General features: G+C 70.7%; 19 protein-coding genes. 9 read left to right on the top strand and 10 right to left on the bottom strand.

The features are described 5' to 3' along the window. Window positions 1-95: 95 nt before the first annotated feature. The 3 genes from AC07O8_RS15130 to AC07O8_RS15120 are packed head-to-tail and all read right to left on the bottom strand — an operon-like array spanning window position 96 to window position 3,210. On the bottom strand, window positions 96-866 hold the full coding sequence (locus AC07O8_RS15130) for a LytR/AlgR family response regulator transcription factor (protein ID WP_495048806.1): 771 nt from the start codon (window positions 864-866) through the stop codon (window positions 96-98). Continuing rightward, window positions 863-1,972, bottom strand: coding sequence for a histidine kinase (locus tag AC07O8_RS15125; protein WP_495048805.1), 1,110 nt, complete (start codon window positions 1,970-1,972; stop codon window positions 863-865). Before AC07O8_RS15125 ends, AC07O8_RS15130 begins: the two co-directional genes overlap by 4 nt. Further along, window positions 1,969-3,210, bottom strand: a complete 1,242-nt coding sequence (locus tag AC07O8_RS15120; RefSeq protein ID WP_495048804.1) for a sensor histidine kinase — start codon at window positions 3,208-3,210, stop codon at window positions 1,969-1,971. Before AC07O8_RS15120 ends, AC07O8_RS15125 begins: the two co-directional genes overlap by 4 nt. A gap of 124 nt (window positions 3,211-3,334) precedes the next feature. On the opposite strand from AC07O8_RS15120, the gene AC07O8_RS15115 reads away from it, so the two are divergent. Beyond that, on the top strand, window positions 3,335-4,183 hold the full coding sequence (locus tag AC07O8_RS15115) for an alpha/beta fold hydrolase (protein ID WP_495048803.1): 849 nt from the start codon (window positions 3,335-3,337) through the stop codon (window positions 4,181-4,183). Between the two features lie 46 nt (window positions 4,184-4,229). On the opposite strand, the gene AC07O8_RS15110 is transcribed toward AC07O8_RS15115, so the two are convergent. After that, entirely contained in the window at window positions 4,230-4,592 is a 363-nt protein-coding gene (locus AC07O8_RS15110) for a PilZ domain-containing protein (protein ID WP_495048802.1), read from the bottom strand. Window positions 4,593-4,617: 25 nt separating this feature from the next. After that, window positions 4,618-5,046 carry a hypothetical protein gene (locus tag AC07O8_RS15105; RefSeq protein WP_297530840.1) on the bottom strand — a complete coding sequence of 143 codons (429 nt, stop codon included), beginning with the start codon at window positions 5,044-5,046 and terminating at the stop codon, window positions 4,618-4,620. Between the two features lie 253 nt (window positions 5,047-5,299). On the opposite strand from AC07O8_RS15105, the gene AC07O8_RS15100 reads away from it, so the two are divergent. Then, the gene (locus tag AC07O8_RS15100; protein ID WP_495048801.1) at window positions 5,300-5,950 is read left to right on the top strand and encodes a DUF1134 domain-containing protein; all 651 of its coding nucleotides are present in this window, start codon (window positions 5,300-5,302) and stop codon (window positions 5,948-5,950) included. 72 nt (window positions 5,951-6,022) lie between these two features. Here AC07O8_RS15100 and AC07O8_RS15095 read toward each other — a convergent pair whose 3' ends face one another. After that, complete coding sequence (locus AC07O8_RS15095; protein WP_495048800.1) at window positions 6,023-6,691, bottom strand: GGDEF domain-containing protein; 669 nt, start codon at window positions 6,689-6,691, stop codon at window positions 6,023-6,025. A 241-nt stretch (window positions 6,692-6,932) separates the two neighbouring features. Between AC07O8_RS15095 and AC07O8_RS15090 the strand changes: the two genes are divergently transcribed. Continuing rightward, window positions 6,933-9,857 carry an adenosylcobalamin-dependent ribonucleoside-diphosphate reductase gene (locus AC07O8_RS15090; protein ID WP_495049102.1) on the top strand — a complete coding sequence of 975 codons (2,925 nt, stop codon included), beginning with the start codon at window positions 6,933-6,935 and terminating at the stop codon, window positions 9,855-9,857. A gap of 28 nt (window positions 9,858-9,885) precedes the next feature. Here AC07O8_RS15090 and AC07O8_RS15085 read toward each other — a convergent pair whose 3' ends face one another. Further along, window positions 9,886-10,332 (bottom strand): hypothetical protein, encoded by a 447-nt coding sequence (locus tag AC07O8_RS15085; RefSeq protein ID WP_495048799.1) that lies wholly within the window; start codon window positions 10,330-10,332, stop codon window positions 9,886-9,888. 259 nt (window positions 10,333-10,591) lie between these two features. On the opposite strand from AC07O8_RS15085, the gene AC07O8_RS15080 reads away from it, so the two are divergent. After that, window positions 10,592-11,182, top strand: coding sequence for a DUF3455 domain-containing protein (locus AC07O8_RS15080; protein WP_495048798.1), 591 nt, complete (start codon window positions 10,592-10,594; stop codon window positions 11,180-11,182). A 45-nt stretch (window positions 11,183-11,227) separates the two neighbouring features. Here AC07O8_RS15080 and AC07O8_RS15075 read toward each other — a convergent pair whose 3' ends face one another. Continuing rightward, on the bottom strand, window positions 11,228-11,467 hold the full coding sequence (locus AC07O8_RS15075) for a hypothetical protein (protein ID WP_495048797.1): 240 nt from the start codon (window positions 11,465-11,467) through the stop codon (window positions 11,228-11,230). Window positions 11,468-11,668: 201 nt separating this feature from the next. Between AC07O8_RS15075 and AC07O8_RS15070 the strand changes: the two genes are divergently transcribed. The 5 genes from AC07O8_RS15070 (at window position 11,669) to AC07O8_RS15050 (ending at window position 18,026) form a co-directional block, all read left to right on the top strand. Next, window positions 11,669-13,543, top strand: a complete 1,875-nt coding sequence (locus AC07O8_RS15070) for a methyl-accepting chemotaxis protein (RefSeq protein ID WP_495048796.1) — start codon at window positions 11,669-11,671, stop codon at window positions 13,541-13,543. Between the two features lie 240 nt (window positions 13,544-13,783). Further along, on the top strand, window positions 13,784-15,427 hold the full coding sequence (locus AC07O8_RS15065; protein ID WP_495048795.1) for a methyl-accepting chemotaxis protein: 1,644 nt from the start codon (window positions 13,784-13,786) through the stop codon (window positions 15,425-15,427). 113 nt (window positions 15,428-15,540) lie between these two features. Next, the gene (locus tag AC07O8_RS15060) at window positions 15,541-16,227 is read left to right on the top strand and encodes a class I SAM-dependent methyltransferase (RefSeq protein WP_495048794.1); all 687 of its coding nucleotides are present in this window, start codon (window positions 15,541-15,543) and stop codon (window positions 16,225-16,227) included. 124 nt (window positions 16,228-16,351) lie between these two features. Then, window positions 16,352-17,395 carry a VTT domain-containing protein gene (locus AC07O8_RS15055; RefSeq protein WP_495048793.1) on the top strand — a complete coding sequence of 348 codons (1,044 nt, stop codon included), beginning with the start codon at window positions 16,352-16,354 and terminating at the stop codon, window positions 17,393-17,395. A 52-nt stretch (window positions 17,396-17,447) separates the two neighbouring features. Then, window positions 17,448-18,026 (top strand): 3'-5' exonuclease, encoded by a 579-nt coding sequence (locus tag AC07O8_RS15050; RefSeq protein WP_495048792.1) that lies wholly within the window; start codon window positions 17,448-17,450, stop codon window positions 18,024-18,026. Window positions 18,027-18,051: 25 nt separating this feature from the next. Here AC07O8_RS15050 and AC07O8_RS15045 read toward each other — a convergent pair whose 3' ends face one another. Together AC07O8_RS15045 and AC07O8_RS15040 are read right to left on the bottom strand one after the other, a co-directional pair. Further along, window positions 18,052-20,352 (bottom strand): bifunctional diguanylate cyclase/phosphodiesterase, encoded by a 2,301-nt coding sequence (locus AC07O8_RS15045; protein WP_495048791.1) that lies wholly within the window; start codon window positions 20,350-20,352, stop codon window positions 18,052-18,054. Window positions 20,353-20,383: 31 nt separating this feature from the next. Beyond that, entirely contained in the window at window positions 20,384-20,758 is a 375-nt protein-coding gene (locus AC07O8_RS15040) for a cysteine-rich CWC family protein (protein WP_495048790.1), read from the bottom strand. Between the last annotated feature and the right edge of the window lie 2 nt (window positions 20,759-20,760).

Below are 20,760 nucleotides of genomic sequence, written 5' to 3'. Positions count from 1 at the left end.
GGAGTCCGAACGGTTCCATTCGTTGCGCTGGCTCCTCTTGCTCCCTCTCCCGCTTGCGGGAGAGGGTAGGGGTGAGGGCCAGCGGCCGTTGCAGGCTACATCTGCCGGAACAGATGCGTGTAGCTCTCCGCGACGATGAGCGCGTCCTCGCTCTCCTTGAGCTTGACCTGCATGCGGCCGCGGAAATCGCGCGACACGCCGGCGACTGCCGCCGCGTTGACCAGCGTGGAGCGGTGGATCTGCCAGAACTGCTGCGGATCGAGTTCCTCGACCAGTTCCTTGAGCGGCTTGCGGATCAGCGCCTCGCCCTGGCGCGTGGCGACGCGGGTGTACTTGGTGTCCGACTGGAAGTACAGCACCTCGTCGACGGTGATCAGCTTGAGCGTCTGCCCGACCGACGCGTTGATCCAGCGCAGGTACTGGCGCTTCGTGGTCGCGCCCGCCTGCGCGCCGAGCTGGCTCAGCACCGCGCTCAGGTCGGCGGGCGGACCCGCCAGGCGCTGCTTGATGCGCTGGATCGCGGTGAACAGCCGCGCGGGCTCGAGCGGCTTGAGCAGGTAGTCCACAGCGCCCTCGTCGAAGGCGGCGACGGCGTACTGGTCGTAGGCGGTGACGAACACGACGTGCGATCGCCCTTGCACCTGCCGCGCCACGTCCAGGCCGGTGGCGCCCGGCATCTCGATATCGAGGAAGAGCACGTCCGGCTTGACCTCGTGCAGCAGGCGCAGCGCCTGCACGCCGTCGGCCGCCTCGCCGACGATCGTCAGTTCGGGCCAGAGCTGTTCCAGCCGTTCGATCAGTTCGTGGCGCAGCGTCTCTTCGTCCTCGGCGACGACGGCCGTCGCGGCAGCGGAATGAAAGCTCATGCGGGCAGCTCCAAGGTGAATTCGGTGTCCTCGGCATTGCTGCGGCACTGCAGTCGCGGCGCCGGCGCGCCGGGGGCGCGTTCGAGGCGTTCCAGCCGCTCACCGAGCGCGTGCAGCGCCGCTTCCTCGCCGCCCAGCCCGCCGCGGTCGAACGACAGGCTCAGCCGCAGCCCGCCGCCGGGCGTTTCCTGCGCGCTCAGGCGGGCTTGCGACGGCAGGCGCGTGGTGTCGCGCAGCATCAGCTGCGCCAGCGGCAGCAGCAGCATCGGCGGCAGCGGCCGCGTGGCCAGCCACGCCGACCACTCGGTCGACAGGCTCAGCAGCCGGCGATGGCGTCCGGCGACCACGGCGAGGTAGCTGTCCAGCAGCACCGCCTCGGACGCCAGCGTCACGCCGCTGTCGCGCAGCCGGGGCAAGGCCACGCGCAGATGCCGGATCAGCCGTTCCATCTGCTCGGGGGCTTCGCGGTCGGCGCGTTCGTAGGCGCGTTCGATGTCGACCAGGGTGTCGAACAGGAACTGCGGCTCCACCTGCGCCTGCAGCGCCGCCAGCCGCGCGGCGACGGCGTCGCGCTGCATCGCGCTCTGCTCGCGCAGCAGCGCCTCCACCTTGGCGCGGGTGCGGCGGCGGCGCATCGCCATCTCGTACCAGGCCACCGACAGGCTGGCGGTGACGCAGACCGACAGGCAGTCGCCGATGAAGTTGACCCAGCCCACCGGCTGGCACGGCATGTCGCACTTGCGGGCGCGCGCGAGTTCGGCGATGGAAGGCAGCCCGAGCATCGGCATCAACTGGTCGTAGACCAGCTTGGCCAGCACCGATCCGAGCAGCACCGCCGCGGCCAGCCGCGCGACGCGCCACCGGTTCTCGGGCGCGCTGCGCGAGGCCGGCAGCCAGGTCAGCAGCAGCACCAGCGACACCATCAACGGCGTCAGCATCTGGTTGGCGAGCGCCGCCGGCCAGCGCGCGTCGTCCATCACGTAGAAGATCGACGACGCATCCACCAGCCCGTAGAACACGCCGATCAGCAGGAACCAGGACAACTCCTCCAGGCGCAGGGAGCGCCACGAGTGCCAGAGGTGGGCGACGGGTTCGCGCACGGTCACGTGGTGGCTCCGGCGGCTCCAGCGGTGCCGGTCGCGGTGGACAGCCCCGCGGCGGCGTCGCCCGGGGCGCGGCCCATGCCGCCGCCCGTGCCGTTGCCCGTGCCGTTGCCCGCACCGCCCGCGAGGGGCACGCGCACCCGCGCGACGACGCCGCGCGGTGCCGCCGCCTCCAGCTCCAGCCACGCCTGGCGCCCGAACATCGCCATCAGTCGCGCGCGGGTGTTGGCCAGGCCCACGCCGCTGCCGCCGCTCGCGGCGAAGCCCTGGCCGGTGTCGCGCACCTCCAGCAGCAGCGCGCCGCCGTCGGGGTCGCGTCGTGCGGTGATGTCGATGCGGCCGCCCTCGGGCAGCGGGGACAGGCCGTGCTTGATCGCGTTCTCGACCAGCGTCGGCAGCACCATCGGGGGCAGCGGCGTCGCGAAGAGCGCGGCGTCGGCCTCGATCTCGAAGCGCAGCCGCTCGCCCATGCGCATCTGCAGGATGGTCAGGTAGCTGCGCGCCAGCTCGAGTTCCTGGCCGAGCGTGGACATGCCTTGGCGCATGCTCGGCAGCGCCGCGCGCAGGTAGGCGATCAGGCTGCCCATCATGTCGCGGCCGCGCTCGGGCGCGGTCTCGTAGAGGCGCTTGACGTTGGCGAGCGTGTTGAAGAGGAAATGGGGTTCGATCTGCGCGTTCAGCGCGGAGAACTGGGCCTCCATCTGCTGCGCCTGGAGGCGGTCGTGCTGGCGCGCCAGTTCCGCGAGCCTGGCCTGGGCGCTGCGCTCCTCGCGCACGCCGTGCAGCAGCGCGGCGAAGAAGCCGCCCAGCACCAGCCACAGGGCCATCGTCGAGGCCAGCCAGTCCCAATGCAGCGGCGCCGCCGGATCGCCCAGGTTGGCGACCTTGTAACGCAGCAGCGTGCCGACCGTCGCGCCGACAGCCACCGCGACCGCGCGCACGGCCAGGGGCCAGCGCAGCGTGCTGCGCGCGAGCAGGGCTTCCGCCAGCGCCAGCGCGGCCAGCACGCTCAGTGCCGTCAGCAGGGTCTGGCGGGTGAAGCGCAGCCACTCCATGAGCCAGCCGGCGATGCTGTCGTCCTGCGTCAGCCAGGTCAGCGAACGCGCGCCCGCCATCGCGAGGCAGAAGTAGAAGCAGGCCGCGATCATGCGCAGGTTGAAGAGCTGCAGCGCGGCGTCCCGCGCCGAGCCGCGGGGTTGGGAAGGGAGGTCTGCGGGCGTGGCGGGGAGCGCATCGGACATGGGCGGGATTCTGTCCGCCTCACGGACGCCTTGCCAGCGCGTGCGACGAAGCCGGACAGGGCGGGACGAGTCCGCCCCTCGCCGGACCGAAGTCCCGCGGTCGGAGGCGGCATACTTCCCGCCCATGAAGATCCATATCGGAAACGGCGCCCGCCTGTTCGTGGACGTCGAGGGACCCGGCCTGGTGCCGGACGGGGCACGGATGCGGGAGAAGCCGACGCTGATCTGCATGCATGGCGGGCCGGGCTTCGACCATGCGGCGTTCAAGCCGGCGTTCAGCCAGTTGGCGGACCTCGCGCAGATCGTCTACTACGACCACCGCGGCCACGGCCGCAGCGATCCGCGTCCGCCGTCCGAATGGACGCTGGACATGTGGGCCGACGACATCGTGCGCCTCAGCGACGCGCTGGGCATCGAGAAGCCGATCGTGCTGGGCCAGTCCTTCGGCGGTTTCGTCGCGCAGCGCTACATCGCGCGGCATCCGGGCCATGCGGCCAAGGTGATCCTGTCGAGCACCTCGCACCACATGGGGCTGGCGCGCAAGCTCGATGCCTTCGAGCGGCGCGGCGGACCCGAGGCCCGCGCGCTGGCCGAGGCCTTCTGGAGCCGCCCGACGCGGGAGACCTTCGAGGCCTACTGGAGCGGCGTGCGCCACCTCTACAACACGCAGCCGGCGGCCGATCCTGAGGCAAGCGGTCGCACGCTGGTGAACCTGGACATCCTGCTGCACTTCGTCAGCGGCGAGAAGCAGGACCTCGGCCTCCTGAAGGGGCTGGAGAAGGCGCAGTGCCCGGTACTGGTGATGGTCGGCGAGGACGACCCGGTCTGCCCGCTCGAGGACGCGCTGGAGATCCACGACGCGCTGCCGGCGCAGTGGCGTCAGCTGGCGCGGTTCCCCGGGGTTGGCCACGGCGCGTGGCGCGACGATCCGGTCGCGGCCTTCGCGGTGCTGAGGAAGTTCATCGCCGCGTGAATCGGTCTAACTCCCTCTCCCGCAAGCGGGAGAGGGAGCAAGAGGGTCAGGACGCGACCAGCGCCTTGAGGTCGCGCTCGACCAGCGTCGCGTCGCCGAGGTTCAACTCGATCACGCGGCGCAGGTGGGTGATGCTCTCGATGTCGATGCCCAGGCAGAGCAGCCCGACGCGATCGCCTTCCACGTGCGCCAGCTGCGCCGCCATCGTGATGCGACCGTCATGCGGCGCCAGCGGCAGATCCAGCAGGCACAGCGCACCGGGCTCGACGCCCGAGCCGGGCGGCAGCAACAGCAGCGCGCCCTTGAGCGACAGGTCCAGCACCTGCACCGGCAGGCGTTGCTCGACCGTCACCAACTGCGCCGGACTGGCGAAGGCGATGCGGGAGAAGTGACGGCGTTCGGCGCTCATGGTGTCGTCGGGCGTGGACCGGGCTTCAGAGCTCGGCGTAGATCGTGCTCTTCTCGATCGCCTGGTGCAGGCGCGACGGCGCCAGCGGTTCCAGGCCCATGGTTTCCAGCAGGTACCACGAGGCGCGCAGCAGCGCGGACGTGGCCTGCCGGAGCTCGGTCGATTCGGGCGACTCCGAGCGCGACAGCATCGCCTGGAGCTGGCGGGACTGGTGGTGGCTGGGCACCTCCGGCACCTGCGACGGCACATGGGCCTGGGTGAGCCGGCCCAGCAACTGCTGGACCTCATGGCCGTGCTCGGGGGACTGGATCAGGCGCGCCAGGTCGCCGAGCAGCCGCTCGCCGGCGGCGGCCAGCAACTGCGCGGAGTGGTCCGCGCCGCCGGCCACGTAAAGCGCCGACGCCATGTCCAGGTACTCCAGCGCTCGCGCCAGACGGGGCAGGTCACTGCTCACTGCATGTCCTCCTTGATGCACTCTTGTCACGACTGCGTTTTGCATGCATCGCCGCTCCTTGTTCTGGAAACCGGTTCCCTCTTGACGGCGTGGAGGGAGTGTATCGGCGTGCCGCGACGCTGCGCGCACCGTTTGTCACGACGACGGGTAGCATCCATCGGTTCGCAGGGCGGGCATTCTTTTTGCCGTCCGACCAGGCCCGGCGGGGGCGACGCCAGAATCCCACGCCATCCAGACATACCCGGAGATGCACATGGACCGTCAAGACATTTCGACCGAGGGGCTGATCGATCTCAGCGAGGCGCCGACGATGCGGGCGCGCCGCGACGCGCTGGGACGGCTGGGCCGCTATGCCGCCGCCGGGCTGGTGCTGCCGCCCGGACTGGCCGCGCTGCCGGCGCTGGCCGCCGACAACGAGGACGACACCTACGACGAGGATTCGGTGCTGAAGGCGGCGACCGATTTCTTCGGCGAGACGACCGAGGGCCTGGCCAAGGTGATCGAGAAGGCCTTCAAGGACCAGGGCCGCCCGAACGCCTACATCAAGGGCCAGGAAGCCAGCGGCGCGCTGACGGTGGGCCTGCGCTACGGCGAAGGCTCGCTCATCATGAAGCGCGGCGGCGGCAGCAGTGTCTACTGGGCGGGCCCGTCGGTGGGCTTCGACGTCGGCGGCAATGCCTCGAAGGTGTTCACGCTGGTCTACAAGCTGCCCAAGGCGAGCGCGATCTACCGCCGCTTCCCCGGCGTGGACGGCAGCCTGTACTACATCGGCGGCGCGGGCGTGAACTACCAGCGCGCCGACGGCATCACGCTGGCGCCGATCCGGCTGGGCGTGGGGCTGCGCGCGGGCGCGAGCGTCGGCTACGTGCACTACCGGCGCGAGAAGTCGATCAATCCGTTCTGAGCTTGGATCGCGGAAGGCCGCCGACGGCGGGGTCCGCGAGGGCGAGGCCGGCGCTCAACCGCTCCAGCCGGTTCAGCCGGTGCGCAGCGGCGCGCCTTCGCGCTGGCTGCGCGCGAGCGCCTGTTCCGCGCGGCCCAGCAGGCCGCTGCCGGTATCGCCCGGACCGCGCCAGGCGGTGAGGCCCATGCTGAGCGGGCCGGCGGTCGGCTGCTGCTGCATCCACACCGCGCGGAAGCGCTCGCAGACCTTGCGGCCGGTGGGCAGGTCGACGTCGTGCAGCAGCATGAGCATCGCCTCGCCCTGCCCGAGGGCGAGCACGTCCTGCGCGCGGCATTGCTGGCGCAGCATGTGCGGCAGCGCGCCGGCGGGCGCCCGTGCCGCGCCCAGTGCGACCAGGCACCAGGCCATGTCCGGGGAATTGTGCTGCTGGCGCTCGACCAGCCGCGCGAGCAACTGGTCGCGCGAGGCCAGCGGCGAGGACGCGCCGGACTCGATGGCCAGCACATGGAAGCGCTTGAAGTGGGCGAGGGCCACGTTGTAGTCGCCGTGCGCCTCGGCCAGCGCGCTGAAGGTTTCCTGCATCGGCGCGTGGTCGTCGCCGTGGATCTTGCGCAACTCGTCCAGACGCGAACGGGCTGCGTCGAGTTGGCCGTCCAGGATGAGACGGCGGGCTTCGGCGCAGCCTTGTTCCAGATCGCCCAGGGTACCGGGGCTGGAGCGCAAGACCTTATCAACAGTCATAACGGAAAAGAATAGCGTCCGCTATACGACCAAACCATGGGACGAACCCGGGGAAACGCCGTTGCACTCGCATCAAATGGTGTGTGGAGCGCAAGTGCGTGCTTACCGGTGGACACGCTGAAGCCAGTTTGGTGACGAGCCGATGAGCGGGCGGTGGCGGCGGGGAGGCCGGGACTAGGATGGTCCGAGCCCCGTTGACGGAGACCCGCGCATGACCCAGAAGAACCTTCCCGCAGCCGCGATGCCGTTGCAGCGCCTGCTGCCCCAGGCGACCGCGGAGACGCTGCCGCCGCAGGACATCAGCGCCGAGGTGCTGCTGGAGAAATACGCCAAGGGCGGCGAGCGCAGCCTCGAGGAGGTACGGGCGCGGGTGGCGCGCGCGCTGGCGGCGGCGGAGTCGCCGGAGCACCGCGCCCACTGGGAGGCGCAGTTCCTGGAGGCGCAGCGGCGCGGTTTCGTGCCGGCGGGACGGATCGCCTCGGCGGCGGGGACGGGGCTGTCGGCGACCTTGATCAACTGCTTCGTGCAGCCGGTGGGCGACGCGATCGCGGAGGAAGAGGACGGTCATCCCGGCATCTACACGGCGCTGACCGAGGCGGCGGAGACGATGCGGCGCGGCGGCGGCGTCGGGTATGACTTCTCCCGGATCCGGCCGCAGGGCGCGTACGTGAAGTCGACGCAGTCGAGCGCGTCGGGGCCGGTGAGCTACATGCGGGTGTTCGACCGCAGCTGCGAGACGGTGGAATCGGCCGGCTCGCGGCGCGGCGCGCAGATGGGCGTGCTGCGCTGCGACCATCCCGACATCGAGGCGTTCATCCACGCCAAGGACCAGGGCGACCTGAAGAACTTCAACATCTCGGTCGGCGTGACCGACGCGTTCATGGAGGCGGTGGAGGCGGACGCGGACATCGAGCTCGTGCACAGGGCGGCGCCGGGCGACAAGCAGCGCGCGGCCGGCGCGACGCAGCGGGCGGACGGACTGTGGGTCTACCGCCGGATGCGGGCGCGCAAGCTGTGGGACCAGGTCATGCGCTCCACCTACGACCACGCGGAGCCGGGGGTGCTGTTCCTGGATCGGATCAACGCGGACAACAACCTGCATTACTGCGAGTCGATCAGCGCGACGAATCCGTGCGCCGAGCAGCCGCTCCCCTCCTACGGCTGCTGCTGCCTCGGCTCGATCGACCTGACGGTCTTCGTCAAGGACGCGTTCGTGGCGAAGGCCTCATTCGACGAGGCCGGGTTCTCCGACATCTGCAAGACCGCCACCCGCATGCTCGACAACGTGCTCGACGTGACGCCGTGGCCGTTGCCCCAGCAGGCGCGCGAGGCCGCCAACAAGCGCCGCGTGGGGCTGGGCTTCACGGGCCTGGGCGACACGCTGGTGATGCTCGGCCTGCGCTACGACGGCGAGCCCGCTCGCGCGATGGCGCGGCGCATCAGCGAGATCATGCGCGACGCCGCCTATGAAGCCTCCGCCGACCTCGCGATCGAGCGCGGCGCCTTCCCGCTCTTCAACGCCGATCTCTACCTGTCGGGCGGCAACTTCGCCTCGCGGCTGCCGCCGTGGCTGAAGGACAAGATCCGCGCGCAGGGCCTGCGCAACTCGCACCTGCTGTCGATCGCGCCCACCGGCACGATCTCGCTGGCCTTCGCCGACAACGCCAGCAACGGCATCGAGCCCGCGTTCTCGTGGAGCTACACCCGCAGGAAGCGGATGCCCGACAACTCCTTCAAGGAGTACGCCGTCGAGGACCATGCCTGGCGGCTCTACCGGCACCTGTTCGGCGCCGACGCACCACTGACCGACGCCTTCATCACCGCGCTCGAGCTGCAGGCGTCGGACCACGAGGCGATGGTCGCGGCCGTCGCTCCCTACGTCGATACCTCGATTTCCAAGACCGTCAACGTCCCCGCGGACTACCCCTACGGCGACTTCCAGGACCTCTACCGGCTGGCCTGGAAGAGCGGGCTCAAGGGCCTCGCGACCTACCGCCCGAACAGCGTGCTCGGCGCGGTGCTCAGCGTCGAGCCGATCGCCAAGCCCGAGCCGCTGAAGGCCGACATCGGCCCCAACCAGCGGCTGCGCGTCGAGCGTCTGCCCAAGCCGGTGCTCGCCTCGCTGCGCTGGCCGAGCCGGCCGGAGATGCCCGGCGGCAATCCCGCCTGGTCCACGATGATCCGCCACCCGCATGGCGACTTCGCGCTCTTCGTCGGCGAGCTGCCGGCGGAGGGGCCGGATGCGGGCCTCTTCGGCCGCACGCTGCCCTTCGAGGTCTGGGTCAACGGCGCGGAACAGCCGCGCGGCCTCGGCGCGCTGGCGAAGACGCTGTCGATGGACCTGCGCGCCAACGACGCCGCCTGGCTGCGGCTGAAGCTCGACGCGCTGGCGACCGTCGCCGAGGAACGCGCCTTCGAGATGCCGATGCCGCCGCAGGGCGAGCCGCGGCTGTTCCCGGGCGTGGTCGCGGCGACGGCGGCGGTGATCCGCTGGCGCTGCGAGCAGCTCGGCGCGCTGCAGGAAGGCGGTCCGACGCCGGTGCTCGATGCGATGTTCTCGCGCGAGGAGCCGCGCACCGGCACGGCCGGCACGCTGGCGTGGGCGGTCGACGTGGACAACCCCGCCACCGGCGAGCTGTTCACCTTGACGCTCAAGGAAGTCAGCCTGCCCACGCCCGACGGCGGCAGCGTCACGCGGCCCTGCGCGATGGGCTTCTCAGGCAACTATCCGAAGGCGCTCGATGGATTGGCGCGCCTGCTGTCGCTGGACATGCGGGTGCTCGACCCGGGCTGGATCGGCATGAAGCTGCGCAAGCTGCTCAACGTGGGCGAGCCGCTGGGCCATTTCATGGCGCCGGTGCCGACGCTGTCGGGGGAAAGACGGCAGCAGGTGTGGCCGTCGACGGTCGCGTATGTCGCGCGTCTGGTCATCCATCGCTACGCGATGCTGGGCGTGCTGGACGAGAGCGCTTATCCGCTCGTCGACATGGGCCTGATGCAGCAGGCGCCGCTGAAGGGCGCCGTCGCGGTGCGCGCCGCCTCGGAGGCCGGCGGCATCGTGGCGATGGCCGGCAAGCAGTGTCCCGAGTGCGGCAACGCCACGCTCATCCACCGCGACGGGTGCGAGTTCTGCACCGCGTGCGGGTTCGTGGGGCAGTGCGGGTGACGGCCCCGCCGGGGTCGGCCCCGGTTGCTCAGGCCTGACCGGGGGCCTTGTCCTCGGCCGGGGCGGCTTCGCCGACGGTGCCGGCGGCGTTGTTCACGTCGTCCGGCGGCGCGTCCGAACCTGCGCCGCTGGCCTTGCGATGGGCCTTTTCTTCCTTCTTCTTTTTCTTGGCCAGCTCGCGTTGGCGTTTTTCGTATGAGTAGTTGGGGGTAGCGATATCGGCCTCCGATAGGTTGGGGGTGATCGATGAGCCTGACGTTTCCGCCATTGCGCGAATCCGGGCCAGTTCCTGGCGATGGACGTTGGTCCCGGTGGTGGTCAATCGAAGGCCGCCGCCATGCCATTCCAGCCAGTCCAGATCGACCAGACGGTCGATCAGCTTTTCCGGAATCTCATTGGCCTGACGCCGCTGGAGCGCATCGACACTCTGCCGCAACGAAGCACGGAGCTCGTCGAGGGTTTGTGGGACAGGCATGGTGCTCCTCCTCCGATCTCGCTCCGCGACATGCGGTGCGAACAGATTCGCCAAGCAATCAAGGCGAGGACTTGCACGGCTTCCGACAGGAGAGACGAAGCGAAGACTTCGGGATGACAGGCTCACGGTCTATCGGCTGATCGTAGCGCAGACCGCGCGCGAACCTTTTTCGCGGAAAACGAATCCGTTAAGACGGCGTTTGCGTACAGCGTCATCGGTGGGGCATTCCGGCCTCGCCGCCCACCTACGAGGAGCTGCGATGACCCCGCTGAATGCCCAGAATCCCCGCACGAAGTCCGTCCTGGCCCTGCTGGCGCCGGTGGCGCTGCTCGGCGCCTGTGCCACGACCGGTCCGTCGGGCTCGACCGCGCCGACGTTCTCCCAAGCGGGCCTGCCGGCCGCCGTGCAGGTGCCGGACGGCCACAAGGTGGCGTTGGAGACCGTCGGCGTCGGCAAGATCACCTACGAGTGCCGCGCGAAGAAGGACATGGCGGGACAGGCCGAGTGGGCGTTCGTCGGCCCTGACGCGACCTTGAGCGACCGGCGCAGCACCGTGGTCGGGAAGTACTACGGACCGCCCGCGACCTGGGAAGCCCGCGACGGCTCCAAGGTCACCGGCACGCAGGTCGCGGTGGCGCCGGCGGCGACGGGCAGCATCCCGCTGCAGCTGGTGAAGGCGAATCCCGCCGTCGGCATGGGCGCCATGCAGGGCGTGAGCCACATCCAGCGCGTGGCCACCCGGGGCGGTGTCGCGCCGCAGACGGCCTGCGACGCCTCGGGCGTCGGGCAGAAGCAGGTCGTCGACTACCAGGCGGATTACATCTTCTGGGCGCCGGTGGCGATGCGCTGACGGGTGGCGACTGCCGGCGCGCGGTCAGCTTCAGCGTGCCGCCGTTCAGCGCGAGTGCGCCGGCGGCGCCCAGGCGCTGGTCGCCTTGCTGCGGACCAGCCTGCCGCTGCCGCCCAGGCCGCCGATGTGGATCACCGAATCGCTGGCGCCGCGGATCACGCCGCCGGCGCCGTTGATCACCGTGGCGTTCGCATGGAGCGCTTCGCGCTGGCCGGCGGAGAGAACGCCCTGCGCGGCACCGCTCGAGCGGGGCCGATGGAGGCGGTCCTGACACACGCCTGTCACGGCGCGATGAAACGGGAATCCCCGGACGCCATCGGAGAAACCCGCCGCTCGTGATCATCGTCACGGCGTGCCTCCCCGCGAATGCGGGGGGTCGGAAAACCGATCCCGCACTGCGTCACGTCGCGGCGGGAGTGACATATTCGTACGACTGGTTTCAAAAGTAGCATTTCGACTGTTTCTACGCCTCTTCAGGAACAGGTCATGAATGCTCTTTCGGTCAAGAAGCAGCTGATGTTCGCCTTCGCCGCGCTGGTCGCGACGGTGGTGCTGGTCAGCGTCGTCGCCTTGCGCAACCTTGCCGGCGCGGATGCGCGCTTCAGCGGCTTCGTCCACGGCATCAACGAACGCGAGTCGATGGCCGTCGACGTCCGCATCGACGCCAACCGCCGCGCCATCGGCGTGCGCGACATGGTGGTGGTCAAGGAAGCGGCCGACCTGGAGGCGTCGAAGAAGATGGCGCTCGACGCGCATGCCGCGATCGGCGCGGATCTGAAGCGGCTGAGCGATGCCGTCGCCGCCGCGCCCGACGCCAGCCCGCGGGAGCGGGAACTGCTGGCCCGCATCGTCGAGGTGGAAACCAAGTACGGCCCGGTCGCCGCGCACATCGTCGATCTGGCTGCCGCGGGCAAGCGCGACGAGGCGATGGAGACCATGACCCGGGATTGCCGCCCGCTGCTGGCGGCGCTGTTGAAGGCGGCGCGGGAGTATGCCGACCACGCCGACAAGGTCGGCGACGAGGTGGCCGCCGCCGCCACCGCCCAGTACCAGGCGCAGCGTTGGTGGATGACCCTGATCAGCCTGGCCGCCGTCGGCCTGGCGATCGGTCTCGGGTGGGTGATCACGCGTCGCCTGATGAAGGCGCTCGGCACCGAGCCGGCGCAACTGGCCGACGCCGCCCACCGCATCGCCGACGGCGACCTGCGCCCGGTCGAAGGCGCCGCCTCGGCGCCCGCCGACAGCGTGCTCGCCTCGATGGGCCTGATGCAGTCGCAACTGGTCGCGCTGATCGGTCAGGTGCGCGGCTCCGCCGACCAGATCGCGATGGCCAGCACCCAGATCGCCCAGGGCAACAACGACCTGTCCGCGCGCACCGAGGAACAGGCCTCCGCGATCGAGGAGACCGCCGCGTCGATGGAACAGCTCAGCGCCACCGTGCGCCAGAACGCGGACAACGCCCAGCAGGCCAACCAGCTGGCGCGCAACGCCAGCGACGTCGCCGTCCGCGGCGGTGAAGTGGTGGGCCAGGTCGTCGAGACGATGCGAGGCATCAACGACAGCAGCCGCCGCATCGCCGACATCATCGGCGTCATCGACGGCATCGCCTTCCAGACCAACATCCTGGCGCTGAACGCGGCGGTCGAGGCCGCGCGGGCCGGCGAGCAGGGCCGCGGCTTCGCGGTCGTGGCCTCGGAGGTGCGCAGCCTGGCGAGCCGGTCCGCCGGCGCGGCCAAGGAGATCAAGCAGCTCATCGGCGATAGTGTCGCCCGCGTCGAGCAGGGCACCGGGCTGGTGGACCAGGCCGGCGCGACGATGACCGAAGTCGTCGGCGCGATCCGCCGCGTCTCCGACATCGTCGGCGAGATCAGTGCCGCCAGCGTCGAACAGAGCGCCGGCGTCACGCAGGTCGGCGAAGCCATCACCCAGATGGACCGGGCCACGCAGCAGAACGCCGCCCTGGTCGAGGAAAGCGCCGCCGCCGCCGACAGCATGAAGCAGCAGGCCAACGACATGGTGGGCGCCGTGGCGGTCTTCCGGACCGGCGACGACATGCCGGCCCCGGCGACGTCGGCGCGAACACCGGTTCGCGCCGATGCGCAGTCCGTGACGCGGGTGTCGACGCTCCAGCGCGGAGCGTCTGCAAGGACCGCTCCGGTGTCGGCATCGCCGTCCAGGGCGGCCTCTTCGCCCGCGTCGGTCGGCTCGCGCCCGAAGGTGCGCGTCGTCGCGGCCACGCCTGCGCCACAGCGGCGTTCAGCGCCGACGCCGGACCTGCACGTGGTCCGGCCGCCCGCCGCGCCCGCGAAGGCCGTGGCCGCACCCGCGCTGGTGGGCGACGACGACTGGACCTCGTTCTGAATCGGCGGGACGGCGGCGGACGCCGTCCCCCACCGCCACGCCCCCTGCGATGGCGGGCGCCGATCGGGCTCGGACTGACAGGCACGAGTCATCCGATGCGGTTTTGCGGCAATTCTTCTCGCACCGGTTTGCTGGCGTCGATGACTGAGGAAGGCCATGCGCTGCTTTCAAGAGCAAGCGTTTCCTTTCCATCTACTCCTGAGGCAGACCATGAACGGTCTTTCGATCAAGAAGCAATTGATGCTTGCGTTTGCCACCCTCGTGGCAGCTGTCGTGCTGGTCAGCGTCTTCTCCCTGCTCAACCTGGCGGGCGCGGATGCGCGCTTCAACGGGTTCGTCCACGGCATCGATGCGCGCGAGTCGATGGCGGTGGATATCCGCATCGACGCCAACCGCCGCGCCATCGGCGTGCGCGACATGGTCATCGTGAAAGACGCGGACGACCTCGAAGCCTCGAAGAAGATGGCGCTCGACGCGCATGCGGCGCTCGGTCTGCACCTGCGCCAGCTGCGCGATGCGGTCGCGGCGGCGCCTGACGCCACGCCCCGCGAGCGGGAGCTGCTGGGTCGCATCGTCGAGGTCGAAGACCGCTACGGCCCGGTGGCTGCGCACATCGTCGATCTGGCTGCCGCGGGCAGGCGCGACGAGGCGATGGCGGCCATGACCCAGGACTGCCGACCCCTGCTGGTGAAGCTGCTGGCCTCGGTGCGGGAGTACAACGACTACGCCCTCAAGGCCGGTGACGAGGTGGCCGCCGCGTCCACCGCGCAATACCAGTCACAGCGCTGGTGGATGTCGCTGATCAGCCTGGGCGCCGTCGCCGTCGCCGTGGGCCTGGGCTGGCTGATCACGCGCCGCCTGACGATGGCGCTCGGCACCGAGCCGGCACAACTCGCCGCTGCCGCCCACCGCATCGCCGAAGGCGACCTGCGTCCGGTCGAGGGTGCCGCGCAGGCCCCTGCGAACAGTGTGCTCGCGTCGATGGGGGCGATGCAGTCGCAACTGGTCGCGCTGATCGGCCAGGTGCGCGGCTCCGCCGACCAGATCGCGATCGCCAGCACCCAGATCGCCCAGGGCAACAACGACCTGTCCGCGCGCACCGAGGAACAGGCCTCCGCGATCGAGGAGACCGCCGCGTCGATGGAACAGCTCAGCGCCACCGTGCGCCAGAACGCGGACAACGCCCAGCAGGCCAACCAGCTGGCGCGCAACGCCAGCGACGTCGCCGTCCGCGGCGGTGAAGTGGTGGGCCAGGTCGTCGAGACGATGCGCGGCATCAACGACAGCAGCCGTCGCATCGCCGACATCATCGGCGTCATCGACGGCATCGCCTTCCAGACCAACATCCTGGCGCTGAATGCGGCGGTCGAGGCCGCGCGGGCCGGCGAGCAGGGCCGCGGCTTCGCGGTCGTGGCCTCGGAGGTGCGCAGCCTGGCGAGCCGGTCCGCCGGCGCGGCCAAGGAGATCAAGCAGCTCATCGGCGACAGCGTCGCCCGCGTCGAGCAGGGCACCGGGCTGGTGGACCAGGCCGGCGCGACGATGACCGAAGTCGTCGGCGCGATCCGCCGCGTCTCCGACATCGTCGGCGAGATCAGCGTCGCCAGCGCCGAGCAGAGCGTCGGCGTCACGCAGGTCGGCGAGGCCATCACCCAGATGGACCGGGCCACGCAGCAGAACGCCGCCCTGGTCGAGGAGAGCGCCGCCGCCGCCGACAGCATGCGGCAGCAGGCGGCCGAGATGGTCGGTGCGGTCGCGGTCTTCCGCACCGGCAATGACGGCCATGACGGCCCTGCGGAGGCGGCCGCCGCGCGTCAAGCATCGCCGGGCGGCGTCGCGGTCTCCCCCGGGCGCATGTCCCTGCGCGCGGCTCATCCCGTGTTCTGAACCCGGGCGGTCGGGAGTACCCTGTCCCGCAAGAAAAGGATGTCGAGCGGGTCCGCATCTGACTATGCTTCCGCACCGTCGCGGTGCTCGTGGCGGGTGCCGAGGAGGTATCGATGCCGGCTCTCCGTACCGCCAGTCCCCTGGCCCGATTCGACTATCCGCACGCCGCTCGCCGCGAGATGCTGGCCTTCCTGCCGAAGGACTGCCAACGCCTGCTGGACGTCGGCTGCAACACCGGTGCCTTCGGAGAGGCCGTCAAGCAGGCGCACCCCGGCATGGAGGTCTGGGGCGTCGAGCCCGATGCCGGCGCCGCGGAGCGCGCCACCGCCCATCTGGACCAGGTCATGCAGGGTTTCTTCGGCCCCGCCCTGACGCTGCCCGAGGCGCACTTCGACGTCATCTCCTTCAACGACGTGCTCGAGCACATGCCCGACCCCTGGGAGGCGCTCAACCACGCCGCGCCGCTCCTGGCGCCTGGCGGCGTCGTGGTGGCCTCGCTGCCCAACCTGCTGCACATCGACACGATCTGGCCGCTGGTCCACGACCGCGACTTCCGCTACGAGCCCTGCGGCGTCCGCGACCGGACGCACCTGCGCTTCTTCACCCGCACCAGCGCGCTGCGCATGTTCGACGAGTGCGGCTATGAGGTGCTCAGCGTCCAGGGCATCAACGAGCAGTGGTACACCGCCTCGCTCAAGCGCCGGCTGGCCTTCCGGCTCTTCGGCCGGCGGCTCGAGGAGACGAAGTGGGTGCAGTTCGCCTTCGTCGCCCGGCCGAAGGCGCCCCGGCTGGTGTCCTGACAGCGGTCCTGACTGCGGCCCTGTACGGCGGCCCTGTACGGCGGCCCTGTACGGCGGTCCTGGCCGGCGGAAAGAATCGCCCCACCGCCGACGGGTGTCCTCCGCAGCCGCGACAATGCGGCGCATGCGCGCCCTGATCGACCTGCTGATCCAACACGACTTCCTGCTAGTCTTCCTCGTGACGCTGGCCGCGCGCATCGGTGCGCCCGTGCCCGCGGCGCCGCTGCTGGTGGTGGCGGGCGGACTGGCCGCCGCCGGGCGGCTGTCGGCGGTGTCGCTGGTCGTGGCGGCGGTGCTCGCCAACGTCCTGGGCGACGCGATCTGGTTCATCGCCGGCCGCAGCTACGGCCACCGGGTGCTGCGCCTGTTGTGCCGCGTCTCGCTCTCGCCCGACGTCTGCGTCCGCCAGAGCGAAAGCCTCATCGCCCGATGGGGCGGCAGCTCGCTGCTGGCCGCGAAATTCCTGCCCGGCATCTCGGTCGTCGCGGCGCCCATGGCCGGCGCGCTCGGCATGGGCTGGCGGCGCTTCATCGCCTACGACGCCGTCGCCGGGCTGGTCTGGACGGCGTGTTTCCTCGGTCTCGGACTGATCTTCAGCGACCAGATCCAGGACGTGCTGGACTTCCTCTCCAACGCCGGCATGTTCGCGGTGGCCGCGATCGTCGCGGTGCTCGCGCTCCTGGTCGGCAACCGCTGGCGGCGTCGTCGCCAGATGGCGAAGCTGCAAGGCGAAGTCGAACGCATCAGCGTCGAGGACGCCGCCGCGCTCTGCGAGCAGGACATGGCGCCGCTCTTCATCGACGTGCGCAGCGACCCCGGCCGTGCCGCCGATCCGCGCACGCTACCGGGCGCGCTCAACATCCCGCTGACCCGCCTGCCGGAGTACGCGGCGCAACTGCCCGACGATCGCCTGCTGGTCCTCTACTGCAACTGCCCGAACGAGGTCTCCGCCATCCAGGGTGCGCACGAGCTCCTCAAGCGCGGTCACCCGCGGGTGCTGGCGCTGGACGGCGGCCTGGACGGCTGGCATGAACTTCAGCGTCGCCAGGGCCGGGACCGGGGCGACAGCGGCGACGGCGATGCGGCGGGACGGTCGCCCAAGGCCACGCCGGCCGCGTCCCCTTCGGCGCCCCCGGTCACGCAGTCGGCGATGCCGGCCGTCCCCTGATCTGAGGAGGGGCGGCTCCCGCGGCTGGCCCGGCGCTTGCATACTGGCGCCCATGAGCGTCGCCGTCCTGCCTGCCGCCACTCCGGTCGTTGCGCCGACCATCCTCGATCTGGAGGCTTCCGGTTTCGGGCGGGGCAGCTACCCGATCGAGATCGGTTTCGTCGAGGCGGGCGGCCTGCCGTTCTGCTCGCTGATCCAGCCCGCGCCCGAGTGGGAGCACTGGGACCAGCAGGCCGAGGCCCTGCACGGCATCACGCGCGAGCTGCTGCTGCGTCACGGACGCCCGCGTGAGTGGGTCGTCGACGAACTCAACAAGCGCCTGGCGGGTCAGACGGTCTACTCCGACAGCTGGGGTCACGACTATCCGTGGATGAGCAAGCTGTTCGACAGCGTCGGCCGCCTGCCGCGTTTCCGGATCGAGGACCTGCGCCGCCTGCTCAGCGAAGACGAGGCCCAGCGCTGGAACGCGGTGCAGCAGGAGGTCCGTGCCGAGGCCAAGCTGCGGCGTCACCGCGCCAGCGCCGATGCCAAGGTCCTGCAGATGACGCTGATGCGCCTGAAGCATGGCCCATCGACGCCGACGGCGTCGCTGGATGGCCGCAGCCCCGGGGACTTCGGCAACTGCGGCTGAGCGCGCACCGCATCGCGCCGCGCGGCTACTTCGTCGACGTCTTCCGCTCCGCGCAGAGGCTCCCGCTCGATCGTCCCCGACCGGCCCGTTTCGCCCGATAGAGCTGCTCATCCGCCTGCGTGACGAGGTCGTCGATGTCGGCCAGCCGTGCCCACTGGACGCAGAACCCGACGCTGGTGCCGATGTGGAGTTCGAGCGCACCGATGCGGAACGGCATCGTCAGCGCGTGCACCAGTTTGTCGGCGACGACCTGCGCGTCGACCGGCTTCGCGACATGGCTGAGGAACACCGCGAACTCGTCGCCGCCGATGCGCGCCACCAGGTCCTGCGGCCGCAGCGCATGCCGCAGCCGGCCGGCGACGGCCTTGAGCAGCGCATCGCCCACGGGGTGGCCGTACTCGTCGTTGACCGGCTTGAAGCGGTCGAGGTCGAGGTACAGCAGCGCCACCAGTTCGTCGCGCTCGGTGGCGCGGCGGAGCGCGGCATTGACCTGCGACGCGAAGCCCGCGCGGTTGAGCAGTTCGGTGAGCGGGTCCGTGTTGGAGGCCCGCAGCAGGCGCAGCTGTTCCTGCTTGACGTCGGTGACGTCGCGCGCGACGCCGTAGGCGCCGATGATCGTGCCGTCGTCGGTGACCAGGGGGGCGTAGGTGAGCTCGACGTAGCGGGTGTCGCCGCGGTCGTCGCCGCGGTCGTCGCCGTCCAGCGGCATCGGGCGGCTGACGCCGTCGTCGTCGCGCATCTCGACGACGCTGGTCTCGCCCGCGAAGGCGCGCAGGATCAGCGGATGCACGGCGGGGTAGAGCGCGTCGAAGACATCGGACGCATGGCGGCCTTGCCAGGAGTTCTCCCGGATGTCGAAGCGGCGCTCGAAGGCCTTGTTGCAGAAGAGCACGCGTTCATCGGTGTCGACCGCCAGCATCATGACGTTGACGCTCTGCGCCATCGCGCCCATCACGGCCTGGTTGCGCTCGCGCTCGCGTCGGGCGGCGAGCTCGGGGGTGATGTCGGCGACCGTGCCGGCGTGCGCCACGATGCGTCCGCCCAGCCGCATCGGCCGCATGCGCAGCCGGGCCAGCAGCTCCGTGCCGTCGCGGCGCGCCAGCCGCCGCACGCGGTCGAGCGGTTCGCCCACCGCGACCAGCGCGGCCCACTGCTCGCGCGTCAATTCGCGCTCCGACGCGGGCAGGCGGTCCAGCCAGCCCCAGGCCAGGTCCTTGGGGTCCACCTCCAGCAGGCGCAGGTAGGTCTCGTTGGCGTAGACGGTGCGGCCCAGCAGGTCGCAGCGGAACAGGCCCATCGGCGACGCGTCGGCGGTGGCTTCGCGCTCGGCCTCGCGCAGCCGGGTGCGCTGCTGCAGCCGCGTGAACCACGCCATCAGGCCGACCGCGATCACGGTGACCAGGAGCGAGAAACCCAGCACCGCGCGGCGTTGCTGCAGGTAGCCGGCGAGGATGCGCTCGCGCTCGAAGGACACGAACAGGCGCAGCGGGTAGTCCTGCAGCACGCGGTAGGACACGATGCGGTCGCGCCCGTCGGCGGGGCTCTGCGACACGATGAACTGGCCGCTGGCCGGCGGGCTGGGCGGCAGCAGGTCGCCGCCGGGGACCTGCCGCAGGTTGGTGCCGACAAGACCTGGCACCTCCGGCCATCGCGCCATCGCGACGCCGTCGTCGCGTTCCAGCAGCACGGCCATGCCCGAACGCATCGAGCGCGTCCGGTACACGCGCAGCAGCGCGTCGAGGTCGATGAAGCCGACCGTCGCGGTGAACGGGCCGGTCGGCGCGCTCAGGCGGGTGGCCACCGGCAGGACGAAATGGGCGCCCGGCCGCAGCCGGATCGGCGCGCCGAGGATGACGCTCGGTCCGCCTGGCCGGCCCAGCTCCGACAGGAAGCTCTTCGGGCCGAGGTCGACGTAGGGTTCGCCGGTGACCGACGGGATGCGCCATAGGCGGCCGTCCGCGCTGGCGAGCATCACGTCGGTGATCCCGCGCGAGTTGTCGCGCAGCGAATCGGCCAGCAGGGACACGGTGGCGTCGAGGTCCTGGCGCTCGTTCTTGCGGGTGAGCAGCAGCAGGTCGAGGGTGCGCAGGCTACCTTCGGTCTCGCGCAGCAGCTGTTCGGTGTCCTGGGCCGCGTTCAGGGCGATGCTGTGCAGGTCGTCCTGCAGGTCCTCGACCAGCGACTTCGGATAGAGCAGCGCGAACCACAGCACCAGCGCCCACAGCACCACCAGCACCAGTCCCAGCGCCAGGAAGGGGCCGAAGACCAGCAGGCGCCTGACCTGGAGGCGCTCCGCGACGGACTGGCTGAATGAGGAGGCGGGCATCGGTGGGATTGTGGCCGTGCCGCGTACGCCTTCAAACGCCCAACAACGGGGGCTCGGGCGGCTTGTTCGGCGCGTCCGGCACGTGGCTGTCCGGATCGCCGCGGGCCAGCTCGCCCAGGCAGCGCAGGCACAGGCATCGATCCGGCCAGCGCGCGGCGAGCTCCCGCCGCAGGCCCTCGCCCAGCCGCGTGCCGAAGCAGGCGCACCAGCCCTCGTTCACGCCGCAATGGAAGCCGCCGCCGCAGCGCGGGCAGGCGGTGTCGAGGGCGTCGACCGGGCCGGTCGAGACGGTCGAGCCGGTTGAACCGGTCATGCCGCTCGTATCGGTCATGCCGATCGTGTCGGTCACGTCGGCCATGTCGGTCATGTCGGTCGTGCTGGCGGGGAGCGGCGTCGGCGTGCTCATGA

The sequence above is a fragment of the Roseateles sp. GW821-FHT09G09 genome (assembly GCF_059415965.1).
This window is presented reverse-complemented; position numbering and strand designations above follow the sequence as displayed.

Excerpts from the sequence above, each read along its gene's own strand:
- AC07O8_RS15130 (WP_495048806.1), bottom strand. The coding sequence starts at position 866 with ATGAGCTTTCATTCCGCTGCCGCGACGGCCGTCGTCGCCGAGGACGAA.
- AC07O8_RS15120 (WP_495048804.1), bottom strand. The coding sequence starts at position 3,210 with ATGTCCGATGCGCTCCCCGCCACGCCCGCAGACCTCCCTTCCCAACCC.
- AC07O8_RS15115 (WP_495048803.1), top strand. The coding sequence starts at position 3,335 with ATGAAGATCCATATCGGAAACGGCGCCCGCCTGTTCGTGGACGTCGAG.
- AC07O8_RS15110 (WP_495048802.1), bottom strand. The coding sequence starts at position 4,592 with ATGAGCGCCGAACGCCGTCACTTCTCCCGCATCGCCTTCGCCAGTCCG.
- AC07O8_RS15100 (WP_495048801.1), top strand. The coding sequence starts at position 5,300 with ATGGACCGTCAAGACATTTCGACCGAGGGGCTGATCGATCTCAGCGAG.
- AC07O8_RS15095 (WP_495048800.1), bottom strand. The coding sequence starts at position 6,691 with ATGACTGTTGATAAGGTCTTGCGCTCCAGCCCCGGTACCCTGGGCGAT.
- AC07O8_RS15090 (WP_495049102.1), top strand. The coding sequence starts at position 6,933 with ATGCCGTTGCAGCGCCTGCTGCCCCAGGCGACCGCGGAGACGCTGCCG.
- AC07O8_RS15085 (WP_495048799.1), bottom strand. The coding sequence starts at position 10,332 with ATGCCTGTCCCACAAACCCTCGACGAGCTCCGTGCTTCGTTGCGGCAG.
- AC07O8_RS15080 (WP_495048798.1), top strand. The coding sequence starts at position 10,592 with ATGACCCCGCTGAATGCCCAGAATCCCCGCACGAAGTCCGTCCTGGCC.
- AC07O8_RS15070 (WP_495048796.1), top strand. The coding sequence starts at position 11,669 with ATGAATGCTCTTTCGGTCAAGAAGCAGCTGATGTTCGCCTTCGCCGCG.
- AC07O8_RS15065 (WP_495048795.1), top strand. The coding sequence starts at position 13,784 with ATGCTTGCGTTTGCCACCCTCGTGGCAGCTGTCGTGCTGGTCAGCGTC.
- AC07O8_RS15060 (WP_495048794.1), top strand. The coding sequence starts at position 15,541 with ATGCCGGCTCTCCGTACCGCCAGTCCCCTGGCCCGATTCGACTATCCG.
- AC07O8_RS15055 (WP_495048793.1), top strand. The coding sequence starts at position 16,352 with ATGCGCGCCCTGATCGACCTGCTGATCCAACACGACTTCCTGCTAGTC.
- AC07O8_RS15050 (WP_495048792.1), top strand. The coding sequence starts at position 17,448 with ATGAGCGTCGCCGTCCTGCCTGCCGCCACTCCGGTCGTTGCGCCGACC.
- AC07O8_RS15045 (WP_495048791.1), bottom strand. The coding sequence starts at position 20,352 with ATGCCCGCCTCCTCATTCAGCCAGTCCGTCGCGGAGCGCCTCCAGGTC.
- AC07O8_RS15040 (WP_495048790.1), bottom strand. The coding sequence starts at position 20,758 with ATGAGCACGCCGACGCCGCTCCCCGCCAGCACGACCGACATGACCGAC.